This window comes from Pseudomonas sp. B21-017 (assembly GCF_024749245.1).
GTDB lineage: Bacteria > Pseudomonadota > Gammaproteobacteria > Pseudomonadales > Pseudomonadaceae > Aquipseudomonas.
The window spans coordinates 886721-906062 of the sequence record NZ_CP087194.1 but is presented as its reverse complement, the minus strand read 5'-3'; the positions used below and the strand labels follow the sequence as shown (position 1 = coordinate 906062).

Genomic DNA, 19342 nt, shown 5'->3' with positions numbered 1-19342 from the left:
GCTCCCGTCCGGCCGCGAAGCAGTCGTGAAGTCAGCCGATGCGATCCTTCTGAAGAACCGCATTGCCTGATTTTGGGGGCGCTACGCGCCCCAGCGGGAGCAAGCTCCCTCGCCACAAAAGCCAACCAAGCTCCCTTCTAAAATCCTTGTCTTGGGAACATCACACTGTCACGCAGGTCGGTTACATCAGTAGCTGTCAGGGACCGCACGACGGAAGCGTGCAAAAACGCGACATTTTTTGTTGATCTCAAGCCCCTCACGCCCTAAAGTTCGCGCCGAACGTCCATGCTGGAAACGATCCATCCGGCTCAAGTACTGACGACGAGACAGCAAGGCCAAGGGAAGCACCGCCTCCCATGGCCTTTTTGCTTTCGGCGACATGCCTTGGGAAGTAGGCGAACCAAAGTGGGGATACGGAGGGCGTTCATTTGCACCCATTGATAATTTCAGTTTGCCAGTAGGAGTTCCCAGCATGTCGATCAACGTCGAAGACTATTTCGCGCGCGAAACCTTCCAGAAAATGAAGGCCTTCGCCGACAAACAAGAAACCCCGTTCGTGGTGATCGACACCGCGATGATCGCCCAGGCCTATGACGACCTGCGTGCAGGTTTCGAATTCGCCAAGGTCTACTACGCGGTCAAGGCCAACCCGGCCGTGGAAATCATCGACCTGCTCAAAGAGAAAGGCTCGAGCTTCGACATCGCCTCGATCTATGAGCTGGACAAAGTGCTGAGCCGTGGCGTCAGCGCCGACCAGATCAGCTACGGCAACACCATCAAGAAATCCAAAGACATTCGCTACTTCTACGACAAGGGCGTGCGCCTGTACGCCACCGACTCCGAAGCCGACCTGCGCAACATCGCCAAGGCCGCTCCGGGCTCGAAAGTCTACGTGCGTATCCTGACTGAAGGCTCGACCACTGCCGACTGGCCTTTGTCGCGCAAATTCGGCTGCCAGACCGACATGGCCATGGACCTGCTGATCCTGGCTCGTGACCTGGGCCTGGTGCCATACGGCATCTCGTTCCACGTCGGTTCGCAGCAGCGCGACATCAGCGTCTGGGACGCGGCAATCGCCAAGGTCAAAGTGATCTTCGAACGCCTGAAAGAAGAAGACGGCATCCACCTGAAGCTGATCAACATGGGTGGCGGCTTCCCGGCCAACTACATCACCCGCACCAACAGCCTGGAAACCTACGCTGAAGAAATCATCCGCTTCCTGAAGGAAGACTTCGGCGACGACCTGCCGGAAATCATCCTGGAGCCGGGCCGTTCGCTGATCGCCAACGCCGGCATTCTGGTCAGCGAAGTGGTGCTGGTGGCGCGTAAATCCCGTACCGCTGTAGAGCGTTGGGTGTACACGGATGTGGGCAAGTTCTCCGGCCTGATCGAAACCATGGACGAAGCCATCAAGTTCCCGATCTGGACCGAGAAGAAAGGCGAGATGGAAGAAGTGGTCATCGCCGGCCCGACCTGCGACAGCGCTGACATCATGTACGAAAACTACAAGTACGGTTTGCCGCTGAACCTGGCGATCGGTGATCGTTTGTACTGGCTGTCGACCGGTGCGTACACCACCAGCTACAGCGCCGTCGAGTTCAATGGCTTCCCGCCGCTGAAATCGTTCTACGTGTAAGCACTGCACGCAGAAATCAAAAAGCCCATGACGTGTCATGGGCTTTTTTGTGCCTGCGCTGATCGCTCCCACACGGGGGCGTGGGAACGATCTATCCTGGCGTCAGCTCCCGAGCACGCTGTTGATACTCGGTAGCCAGCCCATGAATTCTTGGATCGGTCGACGTCAATAGCGCCTTGCTCGCCACCCGCAAGAAATTCAAATTCCCGCCATCCAAGGCCTTGCGTAACCAGCCCAACGCCTCGTCGACCTTACCTTCATCCGCCAACACCGCCGCATAACTGAACTGACCGCGAAAATCCCCTCCTTCAGCCGAGCGTCGATACCAGTCACGGGCAGCTTGCGGATCCGCCGGGCAATAGCGCCCCTCTTCCAGATATCGCCCCAGCAGGTTCATCGACTTTGCGTGGCCCAATTCAGCGGCATGCCGATAGAGATTCAGCGCTTGCGCCTGATCCTCGACCACCCCGCGCCCGGTAGCCAGCAGATTGGCGTAGTTGTACATCGCCCAATCCAGTCCTGCCTCGGCGGCGAGGCGATAATGCCCCGCGGCGCTCGTGGCGTTGGCGGTGCACCCCCAGCCATGTTCATGGCAACGACCAAGCATGTTGCGCGCCATCAAGTGCCCGCGCTGAGCCGCAATCTCGAACCAGCGCAGCGCCAGCGGCTGATCCCGCTCGATACCCCGCCCGTCCAGCAAAATCTGTCCCAGCAAGGCCTGGGCATCCAGCACACCTTCACGGGCGGCGATCAGAATCGCCTGGGCTGCGCGCGCCGGGCTTTCCTCCAGCATGGCCTTGAGGCGATCACCGTCGAGGACTTCCTCGCGGCGCAATTGATAACTCATACCTCGACCCAGCGACGCAACAGGTTGTGGTAAGTACCGGTCAGGCGGATCAATGAAGGATGGTCGGGCATGTCCTGGGTCAATTGCTGAATCGCCCCGTCCATCTCGAACAGCAAAGCGCGCTGGTTGTCTTCACGCACCAGGCTTTGCGTCCAGAAAAACGATGCGTAGCGGGTTCCACGCGTGACGGCGTTGACCTTGTGCAGGCTGGTGCCGGGATACAGGACCATATCGCCGGCCGGCAATTTCACGCGCTGAGTACCGAAGGTGTCCTGGATTTCCAGTTCGCCACCGTCGTAATCCTCCGGGTCACTGAAGAACAGCGTCGCCGACAGGTCGGTGCGCACCCGCTCGATGCTGCCCTTGGGCTGACGCACGGCATTGTCGATATGGAAGTCGAAACTGCCACCGGCGGTGTAACAGTTCAACAACGGAGGGAAGACCTTGTGCGGTAATGCCGCTGACATGAACTGCGGATTTTTCCACAACCGCTCGAGCATCGCCGCACCGATTTCCTTGGTCAACGGATGTCCTTCAGGCAATTGCAGATTGTGCTTGGCCTTCGCCGACTGATAACCGGCGGTAATTTTGCCATCGGCCCAATCCGCCTGCGCCAGGGCCTCGCGAATGCGCTGCACTTCTTCTTTCGCGAACACGCCGGGAATGTGCAACAACATGGAAAGACACCTGAAAGCAAAGGGATGTTAATGGTATTGATTCTTATTACTTATGTAAAACCCAAGAGACGAATGAAACCGCAAAAACCGTAAAGGCAAATTGTAAAGAATGTAAATTCGCTGCGAATAGCAACGTTTCGCAATTGATACAGATACGTATTTACTCTACATTCCGCGACCTCAAATCCTTGGGGAGGGGAATTCACATGTCACGCCAACAACCACAATCAACGGTCAGTTCACCGCGTTTGCTCGCGTCTGCAATTGGCGTGGCGATCACCGCCGGCTCTGCGGGCCACATGGTTTTCGCGGCCGAGAAGACCGACGAAAAAGCACCCGGCAATGCCATATCCCTGGACGCCACCAGCGTTGTAGGCGAGCAGGATGACACCTCCTACAAGACCGATACCTCGGCCTCCAAGAAGTACACCGCGCCACTGCGCGAGACGCCGAAAAGCGTCACCGTGATCCCGCAACAAGTGATTCGCGACACCGGCGCCACCAGCCTAGTCGACGCCCTGCGCACTACGCCGGGCATCACTTTTGGTGCCGGCGAGGGTGGCAACCCGGCCGGTGATCGTCCGATCATTCGTGGTTTCAACGCCGAAAGCGACGTGTTCATCGACGGCATGCGCGACGTGGCGTCCCAGAGCCGCGAGATCTTCAACGTTGAATCGATCGAAGTCAGCAAGGGCCCGGGATCAGCCTTCACCGGCGCCGGTTCCACCGGTGGCAGCCTGAACCTGGTGAGCAAGACCGCCAAGCTGGGCAATGCCTACAACGGCGGCTTCACCTGGGGTTCGGACCAGACCAAGCGCACCACCCTCGATCTGAACCAGCAAATGACCGACACCTCGGCGTTCCGGTTGAACCTGATGAAGCACGAAGCCAACGTCGCCGGGCGTGATGCCGTGGACGTCAGTCGCTGGGGCGTGGCACCGTCCTTCGCCTTCGGCCTGGGCACCGACACCCGCTTGACCGTCGGCTACTACCACGTCGAAACCGACGACATGCCCGACTACGGCATCCCGTTGACCCTGAGCCCCAACCGCAGCAAGTACAACGTCGACAAGCCGGCCAACGTCAACCGCGACAACTTCTACGGCCTCACCGGCCGCGACTATCGCCAGACCAGCAACGACAGCGGCACGATCAAGCTCGAGCACGATCTGAACGATAGCCTGACCGTGTCGAACAGCTTTCGCATGTCCCGTTCAACCCTGGACTACATCGTCACCAACCCTGACGACAGCAAGGGCAACGTGGCCAACGGCAGTGTCTACCGTGGCGCGAAGAGCCGTAACTCGACGTCCAGCGGCTGGATCAACCAGACCGACCTGAGTGCCAAATTCAACACCGGCGCCATCGAGCACAGCCTGGTGACCGGTCTGGAGTTTTCCTATCAGGACACCCACAACCGCCCGTACCTCCTGACCTCCAGCGCCAACGGCACCCGGTGCAACCGTGCCCTGTTCAACTCCGGCGACTGCACCAGCCTGTACAACCCGACACCTGGGGATAACTGGAACGGCACGATCACCGACAGCAACGCCTTCACCGACACCGACACCAAGACCGCCGCGGCCTACGTGTTCGACACCCTGAAGTTCAACGAGCAATGGTCCCTGAACCTGGGCCTGCGTTATGACAACTACCAGGTCGAATCCAGCGGTTTCGCCAACGCCAGCAGCACGGCTCCAGCGGGCAGTTTCTCCCGTCAGAACACCAGCGACCTGGTGAACTACCAGATCGGCGTGGTCTACAACCCACTGCCAAACGGCAGCATCTATGCCGCCTACTCGACGTCCAGCAACCCGGCCGGCGAAACCAGCGGCAACGGTGGCCTGGAACTGGCGGCGAACAACAGCAGTCTGGACCCGGAAAAGAACCGCAACTACGAGGTCGGCACCAAGTGGGACTTCTTCGGTGATGACCTGTCGCTGACCGCCGCACTGTTCCGCACCGAGAAAACCAACGCGCGTATCAACGATCCGGACGGCGGCACCACCCAAGTGCTGGACGGCGAACAGCAGGTCAATGGCCTGGAACTGACCTACACCGGCAAGCTGACCCGTAACTGGCGAGTCTTCGGCGGCTACACCTACATGGACAGCGAAGTGGTCAAAACCACCCTCGCCGCCGATGAAGGCAACCACATGCCAAGCACCCCACGAAACAACTTCACGTTCTGGTCGACCTACGACCTGGTGCCGGACAAGTTGACCGTCGGTGCCGGTGCGACCTTCGTCGATTCCCAGTTCGGCAACGTCGCCAACTCGGTGGAGATCCCGTCCTACTGGCGTTACGACGCGATGGCCAGCTACCGCCTGACCAAGAACGTCGACCTGCAACTCAATGTACAAAACCTGGCCGACAAGCGTTACTTCGACCAGGTATTCCAGACGCACTACGCCCACGTGGCGCCGGGCCGCACTGCTCTGCTGAGTGCCAACTTCCACTTCTGATAACAGAAGCGTGAAGACCAAAGCGCTCAGGCAAAAGCCCCGTTCATCAAAGTGAACGGGGCTTTTGCGTGTAAAAAAGAATGCTTCTCGACAACTCACGGCATAATGCGCGCCGTGATGATGACTTTTGAACGAACAAGGCGAGCGACGTGTTGAAGAAATCCCTGTTCCAGTTGCACTGGTTTTTCGGCATCAGCGCCGGACTGGTCCTGGCCCTGATGGGCATTACCGGGGCGGCAGTATCGTTTCAGGATGAAATCCTGCGAACGCTGAACCCCTCCGTGCTGCACGTCGAGAAGCAGATCGCCGGCGTGCTGCCACCGGCCGAACTGGTGGAGAAAATCGAAAGCGCTTCGGGCAAGATCGTCTCTATGCTCTGGGTCGAGACCGACAGCGGCAATGCTGCGCGGGTGATCTTCACGGCGCCGCCCGGCGAACGTCGCGGGCAGATGCGTTATTTCGACCCGTACACCGCCGAGTTCATGGGCGACGTCACCGGCCAGGACTTCTTCGGCCTGATGCTGCAGTTGCACCGCTTCCTCGCCATGGGTGATACCGGCCGGCAGATCACCGGCGCCTGCACGCTGATTCTGGTGTTCTTCTGCCTGTCCGGCCTGTACCTGCGCTGGCCGCGCCAGTGGAAAAGCTGGCGCGCCTGGCTGACGCTGGACTGGAAGAAAAAGGGTCGCAGCTTCAATTGGGACCTGCACTCGGTGGCCGGTACCTGGTGCCTAGTGTTCTACCTTTTGGCGGCACTGACCGGGTTGTCCTGGTCGTACGAGTGGTACAACAAAGGTCTGACCAGGCTGCTGTCCGACTCGCCGCAAAACGAGCGGGTTCGCAGTGGTCGCGGCCCTGCGCCAAGCGGCCCGGCCCCCACCGCCGATTACGCCGCCATGTGGAGCAGCATCTACAGCGCCGCCGGCCCTGGTCTTTCGTCCTACAACGTTCGGATGCCGCCAGTGGCCGGGCAACCGGCAACCGTGTTCTACCTGCTGAAGGATTCACCCCACGACCAGGCACGGAACCAGATCACCCTCGATCCGGTGACCGGCGCCGTCAGCCGTCATGACCGCTACAGCGACAAGAGCCTCAAGGCGCAGTTGCTGACCAGTATTTATGCACTGCACGTCGGCAGTTATTTCGGGCTGGTCGGGCGGATCATCCTGACCATCACCGCGCTGAGCATGCCGCTGTTTTTCGTCACGGGCTGGTTGCTGTACCTGGACCGCCGACGCAAGAAACGTCAGATCAAGGATGCCCGTAAAGGCCTTGAGCAACCGGGTAGCGACGCACCGGCATGGCTGATCGGCTTCGCCAGCCAGAGCGGGTTTGCCGAGCAGCTCGCCTGGCAGACTGCCGGGCAATTGCAGGCCGCCGGATTACCGGTGAAAGTTCAACCGTTGGCCGATGTCAGCGAACAGGACCTGCGAGATTCCAGCAACGCGCTGTTTGTGGTCAGCACCTTCGGCGACGGCGAAGCGCCGGACAGCGCCCGCGGTTTCGAACGTAAAGTGCTGGGGCGTGCACCGAGTCTTAAACGCCTGAACTATGCCGTGCTCGGCCTCGGTGACCGCCAGTATCAACACTTCTGCGGCTTCGCCCGTCGCTTGCACACCTGGCTGGGCGAGCACGGCGGCAAGACCTTGTTCGCCCCGGTTGAAGTCGACGGTGGCGACCCTTACGCCCTGCGTCACTGGCAACAGCAACTCGGTCTGCTGACGGGTCAGGCACCGGTCGACACCTGGCAAGCGCCCAGCTACGACAATTGGACCCTGACCCGCCGTGAGCTGATGAACCCGGACAGCAGCGGTGCTCCCGTGTACTTGCTCGGCCTCACCGCTCCCAGCACCAGCAGTTGGCTGGCCGGTGATCTGGTGGAAGTGCAGCCGCGCAATGGTGCGTGGGCGATCGAGCATTTCCTCGAAGGCCTGGGAATTGACGGTCGAGCCACGGTTGAACTCGATGGCCTGTCGCAGCCTCTGGAACAAGCCCTGGCCAGCCGCCAACTGCCCGAGAACCGCGCTCATCTGGTCGGCCTGCACGCGCAAGCGCTGGTGAATGCGTTGGTGCCACTGGCCCTGCGTGAATACTCCATCGCCTCGATCGCCGCCGACGGCGTGCTGGAATTGATCGTGCGTCAGGAGCGGCACCCAGACGGCAGCCTGGGCATCGGCTCCGGTTGGTTGACCGAACATGTCCCTGTGGGTAACCACATCAGCCTGCGGGTGCGGCGCAACAGTGGTTTCCATCTGCCGAACGAACCGGTACCGATGATCCTGCTGGGCAACGGCACCGGCCTGGCCGGGTTGCGCAGTTTGCTCAAGGCACGGATTGCCGACGGGCAACAGCGTCACTGGTTGCTGTTTGGCGAGCGTAATCGCGAGCACGATTTTCTGTGCCGTGCGGAGCTGGAAGAGTGGTTGATCAACGGTGATTTGGCACGTCTGGACCTGGCGTTTTCCCGCGATCAGGCCGAGAAAATCTATGTGCAGGATCGCCTGCGCGAGTCTGCCGGCGAGCTGAAGAAATGGCTGGCCGATGGCGCCGTGATTTACATCTGCGGCAGTTTGCAGGGGATGGCGTCAGGGGTGGACCAAGTGCTTAACGACGTGCTGGGTGCGGATGAAGTCGAGCGCCTGATCGAACAGGGCCGCTACCGCCGCGACGTTTACTGAGAGCATGAAGAAATTAATCCTGACGTTACGTTAAGAACATAGCGTCAGGATTAGCCGAATCACTAAAAACAAAACTCAAGGAGCCTTTAAAGGATCGTTGTTTATCACTCGTTTTTTAGTGTTCAAATATAGATCGAGATTTTTAATTTCACGTGGAGCAGGGCATTGAGCTTTAGAACAGTCGAACTCGCGGCACATCTTGTCACAATCATAAGACTTTACATTTCCCAGCTCATCAATAATGCAGGTGTCGCTGGTTCCACTCCGAAAAGCACCGTCACGATCATTATCTCTCCCGAACAAAATGCAATAAGCATCACCTGGCATACCGCCCCAGCAGAGATAACCACCGACTAATGCCCATTCTCCATTACATATACCTGCATTGGTTTCATTAGTATTTTTGCATGCAGTAAGAAAAATCGTACAAAAGATCAAGGATACAACGATCTTCCATGACAATCTTTGTTGCCCATTAAACAGCCTCATCATTAGCGCCTCGGTTGGTTTTAGATTTCAGTCTAAATAAAACCAACCAAATAACACCTGTTAGAAATAACAGTAAATTATATTCATTGGCTATAATCCGACAGGGTTCTTAGCCTGCAACTCTCACCCCGCTTGGACCGGTTGCAACTTCTGCTCGAATACCGACACCCCATCCAAATCCCGCAACACCACACTCATGTCCCCGGTCTGCCCGTCAATATTCACCTCGCCAAAAAACTGAAACCCGGCAAACGGCGAGGTGTTCTGCGCCGCTGGCGCCTTCTGGAACACCACCTCGGGGCCGAAGGTTTTATCCAGCGCATTCGGCCCGAAGCTCCCCGCATTCAGCGGCCCCGCGACAAATTCCCAGAACGGCTCGAAGTCCTGGAACGCCGCGCGATCAGGATGGTAATGGTGCGCCGCGCAATAATGCACATCCGCCGTCAGCCAAACGAAATTGCGCACCTGCTGCGCTCGCAGAAAGCCCAGTAATTCAGCGATCTCCAGTTCACGGCCCTGAGCCGGGCCTGGATCACCGTTGGCCACCGCTTCCCAACGCGCCACACCGGGGCTGACTTCGCCGTCCGGGACGCCGAGGCCGATGGGCATGTCGGCGGCGATGACTTTCCATTGAGCCTGGGAGCCTTTCAATTCACGTTTGAGCCAGTCCAATTGTTCGCGACCGAGAAACGGCTTGGCGGCACCGAGGTTGTCGTCGTTGGCACCTCGGTAGCTGCGCATGTCGAGCACGAACACATCGAGCATCGGCCCGTAACTCAGCTTGCGATAAATCCGCCCGCCACCGTCGGCGCTCTGCAAACGCATCGGCGCATATTCCAGCCAGGCCTGCCGTGCGCGGCCCACCAGGCTGTGGATATCTTTGCTCTTGTAGCGATCATCCAGTTGCTTGCCCGGCGACCAGTTGTTCACCACTTCGTGGTCGTCCCACTGCCAGATCTGCGGCACTTCGGCGTTGAAGCGACGGACGTTTTCGTCCATCAGGTTATAGCGGTAATTGCCGCGATACTCGTCGAGGGTTTCGGCGACTTTGCTCTTGGCTTCGCTGGTGACGTTGCGCCACACCCGGCCGCTTTCGGTGGTCAGTTGCGCCGGCACAGGGCCGTCGGCGTAGATGGTGTCACCGCTGTGGATAAAAAAGTCCGGCAGGCGCAGACGCATGGCTTCGTAGATGCGCATACCGCCGATGTCCGGGTTGATGCCGAAGCCTTGGCCAACCGTGTCGCCACTCCAGACGAAGCGAATATTCCGCCGAGCGCTGGGCACACTGCGCAGATGGCCGAACCACGGTTCGCTGGCGACACCGCTCTGGGCGTCTTCGAACGTCACGCGGTAGAAAATTGCCTGATCGGCAGGCAGGCCGGTGAGTTCGACCCGAGCGGTGAAATCGGTGCCGGCATCGGCCAATGGCGAGACGAATCGACGAGGGTTGCTGAACAGGCTGCGCGTGTCCCATTCCACCACCATCCGCGCCGCACGATCGCTACGGCTCCAGATCATCGCCCGGTCGCCCAACAGGTCGCCGGACTGCACACCATCGGTGAGTTGCGGCCGATCCTTGACCGATGCAATCACCGCCGGCGCCAGGCCGGGCAGCAACAGCCCGGCTCCGACAGCTTGTATGACACGACGGCGGCCGAGGTCGAATTCGCTCATGGTGCTCTCCCTGAAAAAGGAAAACTAAAGCATGGCCGCATGAATCAGGTATGACACAAAAAAGATCGCACCCTCCAGCAGCTCCAGGCTCGATGTACGCCGCCATATCGCGGTCGAACACTGTTCTGGCCGGGAGCTGCCAAAGGCTGCGATCTTTGGCTGTTAAGCGTTAGCCGGCTCCAGCGCCAGTTCCACTGTTTCCGGTCGCTTGAGCACCGAATACACCACCGCCGTCAGCAGACTCCCGGCCACGATCGCCAGCAGATACAACAGCGCATGGTTGATCGCATTCGGAATCAGCATCACAAACAATCCACCGTGCGGCGCCATGAGTTTGCAGCCGAAGTACATCGACAACGCGCCGGTCAGCGCACCGCCGGCGATGCTCGCCGGAATCACCCGCAGCGGGTCTTTGGCCGCGAACGGAATCGCCCCTTCGGAGATAAAGCACAGCCCCAGCACCAGCGCCGCTTTACCGGCCTCGCGTTCCGTCTGGGCGAACTTACGCCGGGCAATCAACGTGGCGATGCCCAGGCCAATCGGCGGCACCATGCCGGCGGCCATGGTCGCGGCCATCGGTGCATAACTCTGCGATGCCAGCAGCCCCACCGAAAACGCGTAAGCCGCCTTGTTGATCGGCCCACCAAGGTCGACGCACATCATGCCGCCCAGCAGCACACCGAGCAGAATTGCGTTGGTGGTGCCCATGCTGTCGAGGAAATGGGTAAGCCCCGCAAGCATCCCGGCCACCGGTTTGCCAACCACGTAGATCATCACCAGACCGGTAAACAGGCTCGCCAGCAACGGAATGATCAGGATCGGTTTCAGCGCCTCAAGACTTTGCGGCAAGCGCGCATAGCGATTGATCGCCTGAGCCGCATAGCCAGCAATGAAACCGGCAATGATCCCACCGATGAAACCGGCACCGAGCGTGCTCGCCAGCAAACCACCGATCATCCCCGGCGCCAGGCCCGGACGGTCAGCGATCGAGTAGGCGATATAACCCGCCAGCAGCGGCACCATCAGTTTGAACGCGCTCTCGCCGCCGATCTGCATCAGCGCCGCCGCGAGCGTGCCTTGCTCCTTGAACGCGGTGATGCCGAACACGAAGGACAAGGCAATCATCAGACCGCCCGCCACCACCATCGGCAACATGTACGAGACACCGGTCAGCAGGTGTTTGTAGATACCGGTCTTCTCTTGCTTGGCCGGGCCTTTGGCGCCGGTCGCAGCGCTTTCCTGCTTGCCTTCGGCCAGGGCTTTGTTCAGCGTCGCTTCGGCCTGTTTCAGGGCGATGCCTGTGCCGCAGCGGTAGATTTTCTTGCCGGCGAAACGCTCGGTGGCAACTTCGATGTCTGCCGCCAGCAGCACCACGTCGGCATTGGCAATCGCCTCTGCACTAAGCGGATTGCGTGCGCCGACCGAGCCCTGGGTTTCCACTTGCAGGTCGTAACCCAGACGCTTGGCCGCTTGCTGCAAGGCTTCGGCGGCCATGAAGGTGTGGGCGACACCGGTCGGGCACGCGGTGACGGCCACCAGGCGTGGCGCCTGTTTAGCAACCGCGGCAGGTTCAGCGGTGGCTGCGGGCGCGACGTAAACCTCGGCTTCCTCTACCCCACGGCGCAGCACCGCTTCGACATCTTGCAGAGCCTGGGCCGGGGTGCTCTGGAACACCCGTTTGCCGATAAACCGTGACATATCCACCGGTGCGCTGGTGACCAGCAACACCCACTCGGCGGCCTCGATGATCGCCGCCGACAATTGACGTTCCGGATGGGCTGCATCCACGACTTCGACACTGGTGCTCCAGCCCTGACGCTGGGCCGCTGCATCGAGCAGACGAGCACACAGCACACTGGTGACCATGCCGTTCGGGCAGGCCGTAACAATGGCTAATTTCATTGCAAACCCTCTTATTGTTCTGTCAGGGGGCGCACGCGCACGCCCTGTTCGAGCTGCGCCAGTTGCGCGGCGTCGCCGATGCCAAAACCGATCTGGGTGACGGCCATGGCTGCAATCGCAGTGGCGGTGCGCAAGGTCTGTTCAGGCGTATCGGCACTGAGCAAGCCGTGCAACATGCCCGCCAGCAACGAATCCCCCGCACCGACGGTGCTGACCACGCTGACCTTGGGCGGTGTGGCATGCATCGCCGAGCCGACACTGAACCAGTTCACCCCGTCGGCACCGTGGGAAATCACCACGTGCTCGATGCCATGAGCGTGCAAACGGCTCGCGGCCTCGGCTTGGGCGCCCACGGAAACCACTTCGCAATCCAGTGCTTCAGCCAGCTCTTCAGTGTTGGGCTTGATCAGCCACGGGCCAGCCGACAGGCCGGCGCGCAAGGCTTCACCGCTGGTGTCGAGCGCAACGTTCAAGCCGCGTTTTTTCAAGCGCAGGATCAACTCCCGCAACCATTGAGCACTCACGCCACGGGGCAAACTGCCGGCCACCACGACGGCGTCATGCCCTGGTGCAATCTGGTCGAGCCGATCGAGCAAAGCCTGCTGCGCCGCTTCACTGACCCGCGGCCCCGGGCCGTTGATATCGGTGATGCGCCCATCGTTTTCCGCCAGTTTGATATTGCTGCGGGTCTCGCCGGGGACGCGGATAAACGCGTCGGTGAAGCCGCGTTTGGCGAACAGGGTTTCGAACGCCTGAAGGTTGTCTTCCCCGAGAAACCCGCTGACAGTCAGCTGATGCCCGAGGTCGGCCAGCACCTGCGCCACGTTCACCCCTTTGCCGGCGGCATGGGTGTGCATTTCGTCGCTGCGATTGACCTGACCGGGCACAAGCATCGGCAATTGAACGGTAAGGTCCAGCGCCGGGTTGAGGGTCAGGGTTAAGATCTTGGCCATTACAGCGCCTCCACTAATGCGCGGACTTCGTTCGCGCTGCCTACGGCCAGGGCCTGTTGGGCAAGGGTTTGAGTCTGGGTCAGGCTGAGTTCGCGAATGCGCGCCTTGACCTCGGCAATGCTGCGGCCCGACACGCTCAACTCATCCACACCCAGGCCCACCAGCACCGGCACCGCCAGCGGATCGGCCGCCAGTTCACCGCACACGCCGACCCACTTGCCATGAGCATGAGCCGCACGCACGGTGATGTCGATCAGTTGCAGCACCGCCGGGTGCAAGCCGTCAGCCTGGGCCGACAAAGTGGGATGACCACGGTCGATGGCCAGGGTGTACTGGGTCAGGTCGTTGGTGCCGACGCTGAAGAAGTCCACTTCCTTGGCCAATACCGGCGCCAGCAAGGCGGCCGACGGCACTTCGATCATGATCCCCAGTTGCAGATCGGCGACCGGGATTTCCAGACGCAGACGTTCGGTCATGTCCCGAGCCTGGCGCCACTCATCGACGCTGCCGACCATCGGGAACATGATCCGCAAGGGACGGTTATCCGCCGCACGCAGCAAGGCGCGCAATTGCGCTTCCATGACCTGCGGACGTTGCAGGGTCAGGCGAATGCCACGCACACCGAGGAACGGGTTCTCTTCTTTGGCGATCGGCCAGTACGGCAGCGGTTTGTCGCCACCGACGTCGAGCGTGCGCACCACCAGCGGTCGCCCGGCCAGGCCATCGAGTACGCGACGGTATTCGACTTCCTGGGTGGCCTCGTCCGGTGCTTGTGAATGAGCCATGAAAATCAGTTCGGTGCGCAACAGGCCAATGCCTTCGGCGCCCTGCTCCACCGCGCTGGTGACGCCAGCGCTTTCACCGATATTGGCGAACACTTCCACGGGGTGGCCGTCGGTGGTCAGCGCCGGTTGATGACGTTGTTCGGCGGCGGCTTTGAGGCGCAGTTCGCGGGTGTCGCGCTCTTCGGTGGCGCGCTGCAAGGTCGCGGCATCGGCGTCCACGTGCAGGCGACCGCGTTGGCCATCGATCAACAGCGGCGTGCCCGGTTTCAGCAGCAACACGGCGGCGCCGGCGCCCACCAGTGCTGGAATACCCAGGGCCCGGGCGACAATCGCACTGTGGGCCGTGGCACCACCGCGAGCGGTGAGAATGCCGGCGACGCGCGTCGGATCAAGACGCGCCACATCCGACGGACCGACTTCGTCCATCACCAGAATGTACGGTTGCGCAGGCTCCGCAGGCGTTTCGACGCCACACAAATGCGCCAGCACCCGACGGCCAATGTCGCGCAAGTCGGCGGCACGTTCGGCGAGCAACGCGTCCTGCAGCGCTTCCTGTTGTTTGGCGGCGGCTTCGATCACCGTCATCCACGCCGCTTCGGCGCTTTCACCTTGCTTGAGGCGGGTTTCGACTTCGTCGGTCAATTCCGGGTCGTCGAGCATTTCCTGATGGGTGATGAAAATCTCGCGAATCGCTTTGGCCTTGCTGCGCTCGATCAGGCCTTCGATGTCACGACGCACATCGGCCAGCGCTTGCTTGAGACGCTCGCGCTCGATGGCCGCGGACTCACCGCGCAGCGGGTAATCGATGACTTGCAGCACTTGAATATGCGCCGGGCCGATGGCGATCCCCGGTGCCGCGGCAATCGCCTGAATCAGGCTGCCGGACGCTGGCGCGAGCAGTGTTTCGGCGACCTCCACCTCCACGAGCACTTCGCGCTGCTGGCTTACCACGGGCAGCGGCTCGACTTCTTCACCGAGGCCTTCTTCGATGGCCGCCAGCAAGGCCGGCAAGGCGTCGGCGGCGATGACCGGTTCGGCGATGAGTTCCAGCACCTGACCGCGACGGGCGCCAAGGCTGAGCAGTTTGCTCAAACTCTTCACCGACACCGCGCTGTCGTGACCATCGACGATGCGTATACGGATCTCGCCTTCAAAACTTTTCGCCAGTTGCGCGAGGATCTTCGCCGGGCGCGCATGCAAACCGTGGGCGTTGGCCAGGGCAATGCGTGCGCTCGGCCAGTCCGCCGGCACTTCACCGCCAAGGACCTCCAGCACCGCGCGGCTACTGGTGGCACGGCCCAATTCATGGCCGCGACCTTCAATCAGCAACGCGCAAAGACGTTCGAGCAGCGCCTGATGGGCTTCACCGAGGCTGGCCAGGCAGAACAGCCCGCTCAGCGGCTGACCGAGGTAGCGGATGGGTTTGTCCGGGGTAACGAACGCCAGGCCGGGACGTTTCACCGTTTGTTCGCTGTGCAGCCACCACAGGCCATCGCCCAGCGGCAGCGCTTCGACCTGCTGCAAGACGCCGGCAAAACCGTTGCTCACGCAATCGGCCTGACGCAGCAAACGGGCACCGCGCCAAACCAGCTCTTCGAAGTCATCGGCGGACACACCGAGGCCGATCATCTGTGCGTCCAGTGCCAGCTCTTGTGGCGCGCCTTGCAGCAGCTTCAGCAAGGCTTCGGCGGAACTGGCGCGGCGCAGGGCCTGGCCGAGGTCGGTTTCACCGAGGGCACGGGTCAGCAGTTGCAGCAGGCGCAGGTGTTCATCGGATTTGGCGGCGATACCGATGGCCAGATAAACGATCTGGCCATTGCCCCAGTCCACTCCGTCAGGAAACTGCATCAGCCGCACGCCAGTGGCGAATACCTGATCGCGGGTTTCGGGAGTGCCATGGGGGATGGCAATACCTTGGCCGAGAAAGGTCGAGCCCTGGGCTTCCCGGGCCTGCAAGCCTGCGAGGTAACCGTCGGCCACCAGGCCATCGGTCACGAGTCGGTCAGCGAGCAATTGCAAGGCGGTGGCTTTATCCACAGCCGACTGGCCCATGGATATCTGCTCTATGGTGAGCTCGAGCATGCTTTCTCCTTTTTGGCGCCGTGTGACGCCAGGTATTGTTTTGATTGATTCAGCTTAGGCGTTTTGAGAACACCTTTTCAGACGCAGTTTTGGCGGTTTCGCGGCAGAACCGGCCAAAGCGACCTATAACGTAGAAAATACGCCTGCTGAAACGTTTAATCTAGAATCTTAGGCACGTTACTCGATAATGTCTCATCCTTGAAGTCCAATTATCGGATGTGCTGCGACAATGGTCGCCTGCCTCAATCGGGTAGGATTGGCGAAAATGTCGGGGCACGCTCTAAAAACAAGGAATACCGGGTTGAAACTCAGTGATATTGCACAATTGGCTGGTGTCTCCGTGACCACCGCCAGTTACGTCATCAATGGCAAGGCCGAACAGCAACGCATCAGCAGCGCCACTGTCGAGCGCGTGCGGGCAGTGGTCGAACAACATGGCTTCACGCCCAACCCGCAGGCCGCCGGGCTGCGCAGTCGGCACACCCGCACCCTGGGCTTCATTCTGCCGGACCTGGAAAACCCCAGTTACGCGCGAATCGCCAAACTGCTGGAACAAGGCGCCCGGGCGCGCGGCTATCAGCTGCTGATCGCCAGCTCCGACGATGCGCCGGACAGCGAACGGCAATTGCTGCAACTGTTCCGCGCCCGCCGCTGCGATGCGCTGATCGTCGCCAGTTGCCTGCCGGCCGGTGACGACAGTTATCGCCAGTTGCAGGCCAAAGGCATTCCGATCATCGCCATCGACCGGGTGATGGAGCCCGAGCATTTCTGCTCGGTGATCAGCGATGATCGCGAAGCCAGCCTGCACCTGACCCGCAGCCTGCTGACCCCGCTGCCAAAACAGATCGCGCTGCTCGGCGCACGCCCTGAATTGAGTATCAGCCAGGAGCGGGCAGCGGGCTTCAAGGAAGCGCTGAACGGTTTCAAAGGCGAGGCGCTGATCGAGCACGGCGAGTCGTTCAGCCGTGAGTGCGGCAAACAACTGATGGAAGAATTGATCCAACGCCTGGGCCATTTGCCGGATGCGCTGGTGACCACCTCCTACGTGCTGCTTCAGGGCGTGTTCGATGCCTTGCACGATTTCCCGCTGAAAAGCCGCCCGCTGCGCCTGGGCACCTTTGGTGATACGCAGTTGCTGGACTTCCTGCCGCTGCCGGTCAACGCCATGGCCCAGCAGCATCAACTGATCGCCGACAAAGCCTTGGAACTGGCAGTGACCGCCATCGAACAGGCCGATTACCAGCCCGGCGTGCAGGCAATCGCGCGGACGTTCAAGCAGCGTATTCTTCAGGACTGAACCGTGGAACTGATCGACACCCACACTCACCTGGACTTTCCGGACTTCGACCCGGATCGTCAGGCGCTGCTGGCCGAGAGCCGCGCCCTCGGCGTGCGGCGGATGGTGGTGCTGGGGGTGTATCAGGCCAATTGGCAGCGGGTCTGGGAGCTGGTGCAAAGCGATCCCGATCTGCACGCGGCGTTTGGTTTGCACCCGGTGTATCTGGATGACCATCGCCCTGAAGATTTGACCGAACTCGGTGACTGGCTGACGCGGTTAGCAGGCCATCGCCAGCTATGCGCGGTGGGCGAGATCGGTCTGGATTACTTCATCGAAACTCTGGATCGTGAACGTCAGCAAACGCTGTTCGACGCCCAACTGCAACTGGCGGCGGACTTCAATCTTCCAGCATTGATTCATGTGCGACGCAGCCACGCAGCGGTGATCGCCACACTCAAACGGTTTCGCTTGAAACGGGCGGGGATCATTCATGCCTTCGCCGGCAGCCAGGAAGAGGCTCGCGAATACATCAAGCTCGGTTTCAAACTCGGCCTCGGCGGCGCCGCGACCTGGCCACAAGCCTTGCGCATGCACCGGGTGATTGCCGGTTTGCCCCTTGAATCGGTGGTACTGGAAACCGACTCACCGGACATGACCCCCGCCATGTTCCCCGGCCAACGCAACAGCCCGGCCCATTTGCCGGCGATCTGCGAGGCACTGGCCACCCTCATGACGATCAGCCCCGAACAACTGGCCGCTGCCAGCACGGCCAACGCCTGTGAGCTGTTCAACTGGTAATCCGTTGATTCCCACATTTGATCTGCTTCGTAGCATCAAACCCGGAACGCACTGATCAACTGCTTGAGCTCCACCACCTGCGCCGACAGCGCTCGGCTCGCATTCTCGGTCTGGTGCGCGCCTTCGGCGGTGCGCTCGCCGGCGCGGTTGATCTCGACGATGTTCTGGTCGATGTCGTGAGCCACAGCGGTCTGCTGCTCTACCGCAGCGGCAATCTGCTGGTTCTGGTCGACGATCATGCCGACGGCGCCGAGGATGTTTTCCAGCGCCTGCTGGACCTTTTCCGACTGCCCGACGGTGCCATTGGCCATCTGATGGCTGGTGCCCATTGCCTTGACCGCCGCACCGACACCACTGTGCAACTTGGCGATCATCTGCTCGATTTCTTCGGTCGATTGCTGGGTGCGCTTGGCCAGGGTCCGCACCTCATCCGCCACCACCGCAAAACCCCGGCCCTGCTCGCCCGCGCGGGCGGCTTCAATGGCGGCGTTGAGGGCCAGCAGGTTGGTCTGTTCGGCAATGCTTTTGATCACCTCCAGCACACGACTGATGGACTGACTGTCGCTGGCCAGTTGATTGATCACCCGCACCGACTGATCGATTTCGCTGGCCAGTGCAGCGATGCTGCCCTGCTGGGACTCCACCAATCCGCGACCGCTGATGGTCTCGTCATTGACGCTGTGGGCACTGCTGACGGCCGCAGAGGCACTGCGCGCCACCTCCTGGGAAGTGGCCGACATCTGGTTCATCGCGGTGGCGACCTGTTCGATCTGCGTACGCTGCCCCGCTACCGCCTGGTTGCTCTGGGCGGACACGCTTTCGACCTGCCCGGCCTGGCGCTCGACCTCGCTGACGGTCTGCCCCACTCGCTCGATCAGGTCATGGATTTTCTTCACGGTACCGGTGAACACCTCACCCAACTCGCCCAGCTCGTCGCGGCTGTTGGCGCTGAAGGTCACGGTCATGTCACCGGCCGCCACCTTGTCCATCACCGCGCCCAGACGCTTGAGGGTGGTGCGAGTCGAAGCGTAGAACCCGCCATAGAGGTAAAAAATCAACACAAACACCAGCGCCAGC

General features: G+C 60.7%; 13 protein-coding genes. 5 read left to right on the top strand and 8 right to left on the bottom strand.

All coding sequences use genetic code 11. The features are described from left to right. The first annotated feature begins 472 nt into the window (after positions 1 to 472). Positions 473 to 1636, top strand: coding sequence for a type III PLP-dependent enzyme (locus LOY28_RS03915; protein ID WP_018929507.1), 1164 nt, complete (start codon positions 473 to 475; stop codon positions 1634 to 1636). 91 nt (positions 1637 to 1727) lie between these two features. Here the strand turns inward: LOY28_RS03915 and LOY28_RS03910 are convergent, their stop codons facing one another. Together LOY28_RS03910 and LOY28_RS03905 are read right to left on the bottom strand one after the other, a co-directional pair. After that, positions 1728 to 2483: a tetratricopeptide repeat protein gene (locus LOY28_RS03910; RefSeq protein ID WP_258613111.1), complete on the bottom strand. Its 756-nt coding sequence runs from the start codon at positions 2481 to 2483 to the stop codon at positions 1728 to 1730. After that, positions 2480 to 3160 carry a Fe2+-dependent dioxygenase gene (locus tag LOY28_RS03905; protein ID WP_018929505.1) on the bottom strand — a complete coding sequence of 227 codons (681 nt, stop codon included), beginning with the start codon at positions 3158 to 3160 and terminating at the stop codon, positions 2480 to 2482. Before LOY28_RS03905 ends, LOY28_RS03910 begins: the two co-directional genes overlap by 4 nt. A gap of 206 nt (positions 3161 to 3366) precedes the next feature. Between LOY28_RS03905 and LOY28_RS03900 the strand changes: the two genes are divergently transcribed. Next, a complete protein-coding gene (locus LOY28_RS03900; protein ID WP_258613110.1) occupies positions 3367 to 5625 on the top strand; it encodes a TonB-dependent siderophore receptor in 2259 nt (752 codons plus the stop codon). A gap of 149 nt (positions 5626 to 5774) precedes the next feature. Continuing rightward, positions 5775 to 8303 carry a sulfite reductase flavoprotein subunit alpha gene (locus LOY28_RS03895; protein ID WP_258613109.1) on the top strand — a complete coding sequence of 843 codons (2529 nt, stop codon included), beginning with the start codon at positions 5775 to 5777 and terminating at the stop codon, positions 8301 to 8303. 75 nt (positions 8304 to 8378) lie between these two features. Here LOY28_RS03895 and LOY28_RS03890 read toward each other — a convergent pair whose 3' ends face one another. From LOY28_RS03890 to ptsP, 5 genes are all read right to left on the bottom strand, one after another. Then, positions 8379 to 8795 carry a hypothetical protein gene (locus LOY28_RS03890; protein ID WP_258613108.1) on the bottom strand — a complete coding sequence of 139 codons (417 nt, stop codon included), beginning with the start codon at positions 8793 to 8795 and terminating at the stop codon, positions 8379 to 8381. Between the two features lie 120 nt (positions 8796 to 8915). Then, positions 8916 to 10466 (bottom strand): alkaline phosphatase, encoded by a 1551-nt coding sequence (locus tag LOY28_RS03885; RefSeq protein ID WP_258613107.1) that lies wholly within the window; start codon positions 10464 to 10466, stop codon positions 8916 to 8918. Positions 10467 to 10628: 162 nt separating this feature from the next. Continuing rightward, positions 10629 to 12368: a PTS fructose-like transporter subunit IIB gene (locus LOY28_RS03880; RefSeq protein WP_018929501.1), complete on the bottom strand. Its 1740-nt coding sequence runs from the start codon at positions 12366 to 12368 to the stop codon at positions 10629 to 10631. 11 nt (positions 12369 to 12379) lie between these two features. Further along, the gene (gene pfkB / locus LOY28_RS03875; protein ID WP_018929500.1) at positions 12380 to 13321 is read right to left on the bottom strand and encodes a 1-phosphofructokinase; all 942 of its coding nucleotides are present in this window, start codon (positions 13319 to 13321) and stop codon (positions 12380 to 12382) included. After that, positions 13321 to 16188, bottom strand: coding sequence for a phosphoenolpyruvate--protein phosphotransferase (gene ptsP / locus LOY28_RS03870; RefSeq protein WP_019582441.1), 2868 nt, complete (start codon positions 16186 to 16188; stop codon positions 13321 to 13323). The genes pfkB and ptsP overlap by 1 nt, the downstream gene beginning before the upstream one ends. A gap of 301 nt (positions 16189 to 16489) precedes the next feature. On the opposite strand from ptsP, the gene cra reads away from it, so the two are divergent. Then, positions 16490 to 17485, top strand: coding sequence for a catabolite repressor/activator (gene cra, locus LOY28_RS03865; RefSeq protein ID WP_018929498.1), 996 nt, complete (start codon positions 16490 to 16492; stop codon positions 17483 to 17485). Positions 17486 to 17488: 3 nt separating this feature from the next. After that, positions 17489 to 18265: a TatD family hydrolase gene (locus LOY28_RS03860; protein ID WP_258613106.1), complete on the top strand. Its 777-nt coding sequence runs from the start codon at positions 17489 to 17491 to the stop codon at positions 18263 to 18265. Between the two features lie 35 nt (positions 18266 to 18300). Here the strand turns inward: LOY28_RS03860 and LOY28_RS30020 are convergent, their stop codons facing one another. After that, positions 18301 to 19005, bottom strand: coding sequence for a methyl-accepting chemotaxis protein (locus tag LOY28_RS30020; protein WP_408981045.1), 705 nt, complete (start codon positions 19003 to 19005; stop codon positions 18301 to 18303). Positions 19006 to 19342: the final 337 nt, after the last annotated feature.